This is a genomic window from Streptomyces sp. NPDC043812 (genome assembly GCF_056436245.1).
The window spans coordinates 290,559-301,822 of the sequence record NZ_JBWKCY010000007.1 but is presented as its reverse complement, the minus strand read 5'-3'; the positions used below and the strand labels follow the sequence as shown (position 1 = coordinate 301,822).

General features: G+C 70.1%; 12 protein-coding genes and 1 pseudogene. 4 read left to right on the top strand and 9 right to left on the bottom strand.

The window, feature by feature from the left end:
- Window positions 1-97: 97 nt before the first annotated feature.
- From AC067Z_RS13855 to AC067Z_RS13835, 5 genes are all read right to left on the bottom strand, one after another.
- On the bottom strand, window positions 98-733 hold the full coding sequence (locus AC067Z_RS13855) for an MFS transporter (RefSeq protein WP_478789693.1): 636 nt from the start codon (window positions 731-733) through the stop codon (window positions 98-100).
- Window positions 734-807: 74 nt separating this feature from the next.
- Entirely contained in the window at window positions 808-1,545 is a 738-nt protein-coding gene (locus tag AC067Z_RS13850; protein ID WP_478789700.1) for an SAM-dependent methyltransferase, read from the bottom strand.
- A 542-nt stretch (window positions 1,546-2,087) separates the two neighbouring features.
- Window positions 2,088-2,594 carry a GNAT family N-acetyltransferase gene (locus tag AC067Z_RS13845; protein ID WP_478789692.1) on the bottom strand — a complete coding sequence of 169 codons (507 nt, stop codon included), beginning with the start codon at window positions 2,592-2,594 and terminating at the stop codon, window positions 2,088-2,090.
- Window positions 2,595-2,780: 186 nt separating this feature from the next.
- Window positions 2,781-3,413 carry a short chain dehydrogenase gene (locus AC067Z_RS13840; RefSeq protein ID WP_478789691.1) on the bottom strand — a complete coding sequence of 211 codons (633 nt, stop codon included), beginning with the start codon at window positions 3,411-3,413 and terminating at the stop codon, window positions 2,781-2,783.
- Window positions 3,410-3,700 (bottom strand): hypothetical protein, encoded by a 291-nt coding sequence (locus tag AC067Z_RS13835; RefSeq protein ID WP_478789690.1) that lies wholly within the window; start codon window positions 3,698-3,700, stop codon window positions 3,410-3,412. Before AC067Z_RS13835 ends, AC067Z_RS13840 begins: the two co-directional genes overlap by 4 nt.
- Window positions 3,701-3,714: 14 nt before the next feature.
- Between AC067Z_RS13835 and AC067Z_RS13830 the strand changes: the two genes are divergently transcribed.
- Complete coding sequence (locus AC067Z_RS13830) at window positions 3,715-4,533, top strand: LysR family substrate-binding domain-containing protein (RefSeq protein WP_478789699.1); 819 nt, start codon at window positions 3,715-3,717, stop codon at window positions 4,531-4,533.
- Window positions 4,534-4,802: 269 nt separating this feature from the next.
- Here the strand turns inward: AC067Z_RS13830 and AC067Z_RS13825 are convergent, their stop codons facing one another.
- Together AC067Z_RS13825 and AC067Z_RS13820 are read right to left on the bottom strand one after the other, a co-directional pair.
- Complete coding sequence (locus AC067Z_RS13825; RefSeq protein WP_478789689.1) at window positions 4,803-5,363, bottom strand: DinB family protein; 561 nt, start codon at window positions 5,361-5,363, stop codon at window positions 4,803-4,805.
- Between the two features lie 158 nt (window positions 5,364-5,521).
- Entirely contained in the window at window positions 5,522-5,644 is a 123-nt protein-coding gene (locus tag AC067Z_RS13820) for a hypothetical protein (protein ID WP_478789701.1), read from the bottom strand.
- A gap of 458 nt (window positions 5,645-6,102) precedes the next feature.
- Here AC067Z_RS13820 and AC067Z_RS13815 point away from each other — a divergent pair, with 458 nt between their 5' ends.
- The 3 genes and pseudogenes from AC067Z_RS13815 to AC067Z_RS13805 all read left to right on the top strand — a co-directional run.
- Window positions 6,103-6,396 carry a DUF3040 domain-containing protein gene (locus AC067Z_RS13815; RefSeq protein ID WP_478789688.1) on the top strand — a complete coding sequence of 98 codons (294 nt, stop codon included), beginning with the start codon at window positions 6,103-6,105 and terminating at the stop codon, window positions 6,394-6,396.
- 456 nt (window positions 6,397-6,852) lie between these two features.
- Window positions 6,853-7,287, top strand: a complete 435-nt coding sequence (locus tag AC067Z_RS13810; protein WP_478789687.1) for a DUF4279 domain-containing protein — start codon at window positions 6,853-6,855, stop codon at window positions 7,285-7,287.
- Between the two features lie 40 nt (window positions 7,288-7,327).
- A pseudogene (locus AC067Z_RS13805) lies at window positions 7,328-7,539 on the top strand (hypothetical protein); the annotation flags it as partial.
- Window positions 7,540-7,566: 27 nt separating this feature from the next.
- Here AC067Z_RS13805 and AC067Z_RS13800 read toward each other — a convergent pair.
- Together AC067Z_RS13800 and AC067Z_RS13795 are read right to left on the bottom strand one after the other, a co-directional pair.
- A complete protein-coding gene (locus tag AC067Z_RS13800; RefSeq protein ID WP_478789686.1) occupies window positions 7,567-9,129 on the bottom strand; it encodes a DUF4139 domain-containing protein in 1,563 nt (520 codons plus the stop codon).
- Between the two features lie 7 nt (window positions 9,130-9,136).
- The gene (locus tag AC067Z_RS13795; RefSeq protein WP_478789685.1) at window positions 9,137-11,236 is read right to left on the bottom strand and encodes a DUF4139 domain-containing protein; all 2,100 of its coding nucleotides are present in this window, start codon (window positions 11,234-11,236) and stop codon (window positions 9,137-9,139) included.
- Window positions 11,237-11,264 lie beyond the last annotated feature (28 nt).

The window sequence follows — 11,264 nt, the reverse complement described above, 5'->3', positions numbered from 1 at the left end:
AACCCACCCCAACCACCCACCACGGCAATCACACTGATCCCGCCCACCAAAACAACCAGCAAACACCAGAAAAAGACCTAAATCACCGGTATTGGCCCTAGGCCGTCTCGTCATCGGCCGAGGAGGCCGACGTGGCCGACGTGGCCGACGTGGCCGACGTCGATGGCGGCTGATTCGCAGAGTCGTCGCGCTTGGATCCCTTGGAACCCAGCGTGCGGACTCGGGGAGACAACAAGGCTGCATCCGTTGCCAGGACGATCAGGATGGCGCATCCGGCGAGAGCGTTGCCGGTGCCGATGACGTCGGCGAGGGACCCAGCGGCCAGCAGGCCGAGCGGGGCGAAGGTCAGGGAGCCGAACCATTCGTAGGAGCTGACGCGGGAGAGGGCTTCCTCAGGGATCTCGCGCTGGATGGTGGTGGACCACAGCACGGCGAAGACGTCTCCGGCGACGCCGGCGCAGAACATCGCGGAGGCAACCAGCCAGACGGGAGCCGATACGGCGAGCAGGGCGATGGGCGCCGCGGCCGGGAATGTGGCGAGCACTGCCACGAGTACGGGACGCCGCACCTTCACGCGAGCAGCCAGGCCCGCCCCGGCGATGGTGCCCAACGCCTGCGCGGCCACGATGACCGACCAGGCCCGCGCGCCGCCCAGGTCCTGCTCGGCCGCCAAGGGCCCCAGGACGCCGACGTTCGCGTTGAGTGCGGCGACCACGACGGCGTAGTGCTTCACGTTCGGCGTCTGTGAGTCGGCCCCCGCCGACAGGTGGGATGACGGTCAGGCGGGAGCCGTGGGACCGGTCCAGGTCAACCGGAGGTCTGACGCAAGACCAGGCAGACGAAGCCGAAGGTGTCCCGGTAGGCACGCAGCCATTCGGAGCGGCGGGTGGTGGCTGTCGAGAGAACTTCGGAACTGTCCGGATCATCGGGATGGTCCAGGGCCCATGAAGCCAGCGACCCCCAGCATGCCCACTCGTAGTCGTCCAGCTCGCGGCGGGTGCTGATGTGGCCGTGGACGGGCGTCCACCCGTCAGCGGTCACGCGATCCAGAGTGGTCGCCAGGTCGGTGAGGTCGCCGAGCATGTCCACGGCTTCCTGGGAAGGCTCGTTCTCCCAGAATCCCTCACCGACCAGGACCCGTCCGCCAGGAGCCAGGTGCTTGCCTGCCGCCGCGAGAGTGGGGAGCAGGCCCCCGAAGGCGTGGGCGGCGCCGACGCTGAGCACCAGGTCGAACGGCGCCGCGGAGGCGAAGTCGGCAGCTGCCTGGTGGTGGAGAACCAGGCGTTCCTGGACGCCCAGGCTGCTCGCGGCCTCGCGGGCATGTGCCAGCGCGTCTTCAGAGATGTCGACGCCCTCGGCACGCAACCGAGGGCTGGTGGCAAGGGCGCGGAGGAGCCACTCCCCTCCCCCGCAGCCGAGATCGAGCACACGCGCGTCCGGTTGGGAGATCCCGCGCTCGAGCAGTTCACGCACCGATTCGTCGTCGAGGGGCGACTTGATCGGATGATCGGCATGAGCGATCGTGGACATCTGTTCACGGTTCATCGGCGCAGCCTGGCACCGCCGGAAGACCGCACGCACCTCCATTTCCTCGGTGAACTGCACGCCACCCACGCTCATGTCCCGCTCCTCGCTGCCGATCAGCCGTTCCTCGCCGTGACGGAGCCTCAGCCCCCGGCAGGTGCGTCTGCGGCACGAGCATCACACCCGGCCCCGCCCCGGCCCGTCCTGCGGCGGTGCGTTTCGCTCGTGGATACGTACTGGCACGTGGCGCTCAAGCAGATGGACGTCGTGGGGTCGCCGGCGGTCTTGTGCCTGTCGCTGGAACCCATCGACCTGAGCGGCACGAACGCCAAGAGCGGCTGACCCTACGGATCTGCCCGGGCCAGAGGCCACTCCGTTGCTACTGGGACCCCTCGAGAAACGAACACAGCCAAGTGCCGATGCTCGAACGTCTGGCGCCGGGGAAGTTGACGCTGCCGATGGGGAAATACGTGACCGTCGACACGCTCACCCGGGCCAACTAGTGCCGCATCAGGCAGCGTTTGCCTTGTCGACCACGGTTGCGCACAGACGGCACCGTGGCGTCACAGTGCCCGCCGCATGCAGACCCGCGGCCACCGATCCAGACCATGTGACGCTTCACGCTCGCGGATCTTCCGCAGACCGGGAGCAAGCCTGGTGTCGTCGATGAGCTGAAAACCGCAGCGCGCGTAGTAGGGGGCGTTCCAGGGGACCTGGGTGAACGTAGTGAGAGTCAGGGCGGCTACACCCTCGCTCGTAGCGTGGCCGGCCAGATGGTTCAGCAGCAACCGGCCGACACCGCGACGCGCGCTGTCCGGGTGCACCGAGACCTGCTCGACATGGAAGTTGCCGTCAACGAGGTCGGCGATCAGGTAGGCGACCGGGGTGTCGGCGTCGTCAGCCACGACCCAGGCCAGCCCGGCGTGGTGATAGCGGGCGAGGACATCGAGCGAGAGCGGCTCATCCTCGGCGATCTCCGGCATACCGATGTCTCGGAAGCACTGCCCGGCGGCCCTTTCGATGTCCTGGAGGACGGGCAGTTCCTCCAGGCGGACGGCTCGGATGTGCATGTAGGCATTCTCCACAGCACGCCCGGTGGCGCCCACCGATTAAACGCACTCACCCGGCCAACTCAAACGCTCAGTCACACCTGGTCCTGACCCCCTGCTCCAACCAGGCGGACAAACCGCCGAGCAGCGCCCGGCCCAAGCCCGGCCAGGAAGCGTCCACCGGCTGGAACAGGTCCTAGCCGGGGTTCAGTTGCGATGTCCCACTCGTTTGCCGAAGCTCCGGCCGTCAGAGGGCGAGGGATTCACGGTCTGTCCCTGCATCGTTCCTGTGACGACCTCGATGTAGGCGCGGGCGACTTCGCTTGCCGGGGTGCCTCCCTCGTTGTGCATACCGAGCTTTTCGAGCGTCTCCTTGACCCACCCTGCGCTGACGACGTTCACTCTCAGCCCACGGGGCATCTCGATGGCCGCTGCCCGGACGAATGCCTCCAGTCCGGCGTTGACCAGAACACCGAACGAGCCACCTGGCGTGGGCTGCTGAAAGGTCCCGCTGGTGAGTGTGATGGACATGCCGTCCCGCACGTGGTCCAGCGCCCGGCGCAGTAGCCCTACCTGCCCCAGCAGTTTGCCTTGCAGACCGACAGTGAACTCGTCGTCGGATGGGGAGTTGAGTGGCGTCAGCCGACCGCCGGCCGCGCAGCAGATGACCGCGTCCACCGCGCCGAGGGTGTTGAAGAGGGCGTCGATCGAGGCCGGCGTCTCGAGGTCGACCCGTGTGCTGCCGTTGCGTGAGGCCCGTATCACCTCATGCTCGTTCGCCAGCGCGTCTGCAACCGCACGGCCGATGGTGCCTGTCGCTCCGATCACAATGATCTTCATGCTGCTTCCTTCTGTCGTCGTGCCAGGCGTGCCGGAAGGTGTGCCAGCGGGAAATTGGCCCAGACGTAGTTGTCCATCTGATGCTGGTCACCACTGAGGTTGACCACGCGATCAACTCGGCCGTCGGCGTCGAAGTGCCATACCAGCGCCCACATCGTGTCGACTTGGCCTACGCCCCGGGTCGTCCAGCCGTGGTGGATGTCGACGACATAGTTACCGCTGCTGCCGAGAAACACCGGTTCGGCCTGGAAGCCCGCCTTGCCGAGCTGGTCGAAGAAACTGACCACCTCGGCGAGTCCAGATCCGGCATCTGGAAACCCAGCTGGGGGTGGTGCTGTTCGTCCGTTCCCGCGCCGGGATGGCCCCCACCGAGGCGGGTGAGGCTCTGGCCGCCCACGCCGCCGGCGTGCTGACCGCTTGGGAGTGTGCGCTGCGCGTCACCCGGGGCGCCACGACCCGGGTGACGCGCACGCTGCGGGTCGGCTTCGTGGCCAGCGCGGCCAATGAGCGCACCCAGCTGATCATCGCCGACTTCGCCCGGCGCCTGCCCGGCTGGCGGGTCCAGATTCGGCAGACCGAATGGACCGACCCCACCGCCGGGCTGGCCACCGGCGAGGTCGACGTGGCGCTGCTGCGTCTGCCGGTGCCCGCGCAGAGCGACTTCAACGTCCAAGTGCTGCTGACCGAGCCACGCTGGATCGCCCTGCCTGCCGGGCATCCCCTCGCAGGGGAGAACCGGATCCGGTTCCAGGATCTGTATGACGAACCGTTCGTGGCGACTCCCGCCGAGTCGGGGGCGTGGCGCCACTACTGGCTCGCGGCCGATGAGCGCGCGGGTCACCCGGTGCGTATCGGCGCAGTCGCGCACCATCCCGATGAATGGCTCAACGCGATCGCCCACGGCCAGGGCATCAGCCTCACCCCCGAGGCGACCGCGCGCTTCTACCAGCGTCCGGACGTCGTCTACCGGCCCGTGACGGGCGTAAGCCCCAGCCGGATCGGTGTCGCCTGGCCCCGGACCCAAGTCGTCGACGACGCCGTCGGCGCTTTCATCCTCAGTTGCCGTGCCGTCTGCAGCGACGCCGGCCTTGCAGGTAATGACCTGGCCATGGACAGCTGACCACGAGCAAGCCGACAGGCTCCGGCGCGGACGAGGGTGACGAGGTGGGGTGCGTTCACGGCCGGCCCGCCAGCGCGCGTGGGCGGATTCCACGAGCTTGCGTTCACGCGAGCCAGGACCGACGAGATTCCGCTGGACGTGGACGACCTGCGCTCGTGCTTCAGCTACTGCGGGGGTCCGGCTGGATGGTGAGGAGCTTCCGAGCCGAATTGTCGTTCATCGCAAACTGCATGCGTCCCCTGCGGCGGATGTAAACTCCCCGGCCCTCGTCACTGGCCCACCCTTCCGTCGATGCCCTCGCGCAACAGGTCCGCGTGCCCGCAGTGACGGGCATACTCGTCGATCCTGTGCACCATCAGTTCCCGAACTGCGATCTTGTCCTTCCCCACGCGCTCGCCCAGGTCCGGGTGCTCGGCCAGCGCGACGTCGGTCGCGGCCTGCTCACGCTCCAGATCGGAGAACGCCGCATCGACCACGGCCTGCTCGGCGACCGCTCCGTGGAAGTCCGCGTCCTTCTCGCCGTACAGCTTCGGCAGCGGGTCATCGTCGCTGATCCAGTTGCGCCAGTCCCGTTCCACCTCGACGAGGTGCCGAAGCAGGCCGAGCAGCGACATCGTCGACGGCGGAACCGACCGACGCGCCAGTTGCTCCGCATCCAGGCCCTCGCACTTCATCCGCAGGGTCATGCGGTAGTTCGTCAGGAAGTCCAGCAGCGTCGCAAGTTCGCCGTCCGGACCGACTCCTTCACTGTCGCGGGGGTCGTCGTCCGGGTCAGCCCACATGTCGGGGTAGACGGTTGCCCGGGTCCATCGTGCTGGTTGGTCACTCATGCGTTCCATGCTCGGCCGTGAGGCCAAAGCTCGCCAATGAGTTTTGGTCCGGAGGAACGGGTGTGCGCGGTCGTTCCAGCCGTCGCTGAGCGCGCGGATCTTGGCATGGGTTCGCGGACGGACCGGAAGGTGCCGCGGCGGATGGCTTGTGTGCTCGATCAGCGAGCCCGGTGCCAGGGCATGCACCCCCCGGTGACCTGGCCGGTGTCGATGTCCAGGGCGGCGGACAGGGTCGAGGTGCCGTGCCGGACGTCGTCGTGGGAGCCGGCTCGGCCCGCCACTGCCGGCCCCTGTACTCCCGCCCGTGCCTTGACCACCGTCGCATCCGAGATGCCCAGATGCCTGGCGAGCAGCGTTCTACGCGCGTAACCCGCGTGGCGATTGTGCGCTGCCTGGCGTCCAGTCGCGAGGCGGACGTCCCCCGGGGTCGCGTCGGCGCACGCGCATGCGGCGGTGGGCCCAGATATGTCGTCCCCCTGGCGCCGACCGTGGGGATGCGGTGCGCTTTCCTGCCCGCCGCACACGAGGGCGCCGGCCGGAGGCAGACGGGACCTGAAGCCGACCGGCCCCGCTGTCCGAGCTGCCCCTGGGGGCGCGTGCCTCGGCGAATCCTCTGCGGGGCACCCGCGTCCCCGCGCGGGTAGTCTCAGAAGAGGAGCGTCATCCCCAGTCCACGCTCGACATCCGAGCCGAGCGACTCCCTGCCGGTATTCCGTCTCCCGGGATCCAGGTGGTCGGAATGAACCCTTCGATGGACGACCGCCGAGCCCTGGCGGAGATCGAACGTTGCCTCGTCCGGGACGATCCGGAACTCGTCTCGCGCATGGGCGCGCTGAACGAGAAGTTCGACGAGGTCAGAAGTGACACGCCGATCGAGCGGCGCCGGTGGGACTGGCGGTGGGTGGTCGCGCTCGTCGTCGCCGTCGTGGTCGTCGTCGCGATGATCCTCACCGCCGTGTTCGCGGCGCCACGCGCGGCGGAAGACAGCGAGCAGCTGCCGATCGGGCAGGCTGCGTCCGTGTACGCGCGGTGAAGCCGTCCGCGTCGGATGCGGTGCAGATCTCCGCTGGTCGATGATGTCGATCGCTCCGGTGCCGGCGGCCCGCCCAGGTGCCTCTTCTACGTGAGCACCGAAGCGGATGGACTGGGTCGACTTCCGTGCCGGAGATGAGTAGTTCCGCATGGTTGCCTTGCTCGTCATGCGGCTTCGCGCCGGTGGTCGTCGGGTGCGTCGCCCGGCCCAACGGCGGTCTCGCGCGGTAGGTGGGTGTCCAGGTGCGCAGGCGGTGGCCGAAGAGGCGTTCGTAACCCCGGGCGCCCTGCTGGATGTGACACTCGTAGTGCCGGTGGATGGGGCGGGGCAGTGGCTCTGACCGGGCAAGGTCGGATCCGAGGTTCCCTCGGAACCGCGTTGGAGAACTCGCTGGTCCTGTGCCGGGTGGTCTGTCATGGTGCTCGCGTGCCAGATGACTCGACGATGCCGCCACCTATGCCGGACTCGAAGTGGTCGGCTGGATCGTTGCGTATCACGAGTCGGACGATCAGCGCGGACGAGATCTCAGAGGCGTTGGGGATCGATCCACACGACAAGTTCGAGCAGGGCAGTCTGGCCATCCCATGCAATCCGGAGAGCTTCCGGCGAGAGTCCGGCGTGTGGATCCGCAGAAGCGGCCTGGGCAGTGACCGCTGGCCTGAAGAGCACGCTGCGGCGCTGATCATGCTGCTGGAGGGACGCCACGAGGCACTGGGTCGACTGGCCGCCGATTGCGAGGTGGAGTTGCTCCTCGGCTTCGGCAGCGAGAACGGTCAAGGTGGGTGCGTTCTGCCCGCCGGCCTGTTGAGGGAGATCGGCCTGCTTGAGATCGATGTGGTGTTGGACCTGTATCCGCCGACGCTCGACGACGTGTCTTCCACAGCGGAATGAACGCCTCGGGTGGCCCCACCATTGTGGCCCGTAACGCCGCCTGCCGGTGTTCACCGCTGTCTCCTGCCCGGTGTGCAACACCATCGCCGCGGAGTCGCAGCGACGATCAACGAGACGGACAGCACCTTCGTGCTGGGCTTCGTGCCGACGCCGGCGCGGCCCGAGATCGACGTACTCGACGGGCTGATGACCGCGATCACCCAAGACCGGTGTCCGAGACGCCACCGGCTGGGAGTGGAAGCCCGGGCATCCGGCAGCAGGTGCAGCGGACCGCCGAGCTCAGAGCCCGGTGACTTTGGCGCTCGTCCAAAGCTCGTAGACCAGGGTGACCGTGCGGCAGCTGCCGGGCGGCAGGGTGACGTCCCAGCGGGCGATGCCTTCGGCGTCGACCACGTCGGGCGCCGGGGAGCAGGATGCCTTGTCCAGGCGTGTCTCCACCGCCGATACCTCGGAGACCGGGATCCGCTCCCGAAGGACCACCACCCGGTTGTCGTGCTCCCCGGGGGCAGAGAACCGGGACAGGTGCAGCCGGACCGTGCGGGTGACCACGGTCCGCTGGGTGATGCCGGCGGAGTCGCGGGACTCCTCGGCGTGCCGGACCACCCGGTAGTCGTCGCTGCTGCCGAAGGCGAGCTCGACCGCGGCGCCGGGGGCGGTGAAGTCCAGCGTGCCGCGGCCGCTGTATCCGCTGCCGCGGACCAGGTCCACGGGCCCGGCGAGCAGCGCATGGCCGCTCAGGTTGTCGAACCCCACCACCTGGGTGACCAGGGGGGACAGCTCCGGTGAGCAGGCGTACTCGCTGCGGGCGGCCGCGGTGAAGGCGGAGAGCAGCACTCGGTGGGCACGGCCGTCACCGTGTACGGAGGCCGGCCCGGGGGATCTCAACACCCGCGCCTCGCCGCCGTCGTCCACCCCCGGCAGGCCGAGCACCGGGGCCGGGCCGAGGGTCCCGATCTCCTCCTCGCGCAGTTCGACGTCGACCGTGCGGCGCTCCGCGACGGAGCGGTCCCTGAGCGTCAGCCTGTCCTCGCCCAGCCGCGGGGGATCAGTGGCCAGCGCCGAGCGGGCCGTCGACAACGTCAGCCGTACGTCCGACCAGTCCTCGCCGGTGCGCTGCCAGACCATCGCGTCGGTCTCCAGCGTCAGGGAGTCCCCGTCGAGCACGGCCCGGTACGCGGGCCGCCACAGCGCACACGGGGTGAGATGGCTCAGGCGCAGCCCGACCGGCCCGGCGACCGCGGTTTCCACGGTCAGTTCGACATGGCCGACCAGCTCGGCGGGCTCCTCCTCGGAGAGGTGCATGGTCCGCTGGGCTTCCCCGAGTTCGGCGGCGAGCGTGGCCAGCCGGGCCTCCACGACGCGGAGTTGCTCGCTGTACGAGTCGCGGTCGTCGTCCACCCGGTCCAGTTCGCGGGCCCAGCGGGGCCCTTCGGTCTCCCCGGAGCCGGCGCCTTCGCCGACCTCCCGCAGCAGATCGGCGGCGAGGCGGCCGAGCAGGTCGAGGCGGGCATGCAGCCGGTCGCGTCGCTGCCCCAGGGCGAGCAGCTCCTCTTCGAGGGTGTGCACGCGGTGGCGCAGGGCTGAGTCGTGGTCGGTGGGGGGCAGCGGCCCGCGCGGCGTCCAGCTGCGGACCATGCGCACGTCGAGCACGGTCGCCGGGTGATCGGCGGTCAGCTCGGCGTGGAGGGTGCGGTCGACCGCCAGCGCACTGACCGGCCCGAGACGCAGCCGCTGGACCCCGGCTTCCAGGTCGAGCACGGTGGCGCGCTCGATGTGGGCGCGATCCTCCAGGCAGGTGACGGCGGTGACGGGGAGGGCGATCGGCTTCGGGGCCGTGGACATGCGTGTGTCAGCTCCTGCGGTTGCCGTCGACCAGTGCCTTGCCGGCCGGGATGCGGATCTCGTAGCCGCCGTCGAGTGCGGTGGTGCCGCCGGCGGGCAGATCGACCCGCCAGACGCGGGTGCCCGGGGCATGGTGTTCGGGCCCGGCGCCGTCCTCGGGTGCCGTCCAGTCGGCCCGTTCCACGATCCGGACATCCGGTTCGGAGGTGACGGGTACCCGCTCGTGGACGTCGACGGTGATGGGCCTCGCGAGCTGGTTGGCCAGCTCCACGTGGACGCGGTGGTCGAGCACGGTGGTGTTGTTGCGCAGGCCCGAGGTCGACTCGTGCAGGTTCGTACGGCGGGTGACCCGGACACCCTCGGCCGGTCCGAGCCCCACCCGGCGGACAGCGCCGGGGGCGAGCGTGGGCAGTGCGGCGGTCAGCAGGAAGTCGTCGTCGACGGTGACCTCCACCGGGCCGGCGAGCAGAGCCTGGTCGGTGGCGTTGGAGAGCACCAACGTCGCGTACACGGTCTGCTCCACGGACGGCACGCAGAGGTATTCGGTGCGCAGCCCGACCGGGATCTCTCCGACGGTGACGGCGTGCCAGGTGCCATCCGACGGAATGTCGGCGCGGGCGGTGGCATCGAAACGGTGGTCGAAGGAACCCGCCGACTCGCGGGGCCGCACGGCGTGGCCGGGCAGCGGCAGCGCGGCCACCGATTCGGCGCGGCGGCGGTACTCGGCCGCCACCGGGTCGAAGGGAGAGTCGGGAAACAGCCGGCCTCTGCGACCGCCCTGTTCGTCGGGGCCGCACAGGACGAGGGCGGCGTAGTCGAGCTCGGCGCCGCTCGGCTGCGGCGGACCGGCCACCGGTGCCGGAGGCGGTGGCGGCGGCGCAGCCCCGCCAGGAGCCGCGGGGGCCATGGCTGCGGGGGCCGCAAATGCCCTGCCGCCGGAGCGCGGCCTGGCGTCCGGTCGCGATGCGACCGGCTGCGCGAGGGCGGGCATCCCGCCGCCGAAGACGTCCAGGGAGGTGCCGTCTGCGCCGCCGGGCACTGGGAACGCGGCGGGAGGCCCGCCGTAGCCCTGCGGTGCGGGCGGCGGGGGCGGTGGCGGAACGGGACCGGGCGCGAAGCCGCCCGCGGCAGCCACGGGCGCGGGGCCGGCCCCAACTGCCGCGGGTGCGGCGGTCGTCTCGGGGCGAGGGCCTTCCGCGTCATACCCGGCGAACAGGTCGGCGAGCCCTGCCGGGGGCTCGCGCCAGCCGGCAGGCACGGGGGCGGGCTGACGGCGTCCGATCCGGATCGAGCGGAGCCTCGGCAGGTCGGTGCCGCGCCGCAGGTCGGCGGTGGCCAGGGCGATGCACACGCCGGTCCAGTCCTCGCCGGTGCGCTGGGCGACCGAGGCGCGCAGCACCAGGCGGCCGCTGTGGTCGCCCTGACGGTGGGTCAGGCGGTAGGTCGGCACCCAGACGGCGCCCGGCACCCCGTACTCCAGCTCCACCTCCACCTCCGCGTCACTGGTTCCGTCGAGGGCCAGGACCGCCGAAACCGTGGTCTTCACGTGAGCCGACGGTGCGTCGGTGGAGGCGCGGGCGAGCCTGTCCGCGGCGATGGTGAGCTCGTGCTCGACGCGACGCAGCGCCTCCTCCAGTTCGACGAGGCGGGTGTGCAGTCCCGTCAGCCGCTCGTCGACGAAGTCGGCGAGTTCCAGCCACGCGTCGACCGGGGTGCGGCGGTGCGGGTCCTCGCGCCTGCGGGCCGGCGGGACCGGGTGCAGAGCCCTGACCTCTTCGATCAGGCTCAGCCGGCGGTCCCGGCGTTGCTGCGCCGCCGCGTACTCGTCGAGCAGCCGCTCGACCTCGCGCTGCAACTCGTCGGGCGTGCCGGTAGCGAGAGGCTCTGCCTCGACCTCCACCCGGGCCTCGGTGACGCGCACCCCGGGGGCGCGCAGAATACGGGCACGCAGCGAGCCCGGGTCGAGCGAGCGGGGCAGTCCCGTCACCCGCACCCGGCCGTCCGGCGGCACGATGCCCCGTGCCAGGCGGCGGCAGACCGCGCCCTGCGCGTACACCACGACCGAATCGAGGGTTGACACCCACCTCGGTGCTGTCTCTGTCGTCATGTGCTCCGCCCCCGGCCCCGTTTGTGCT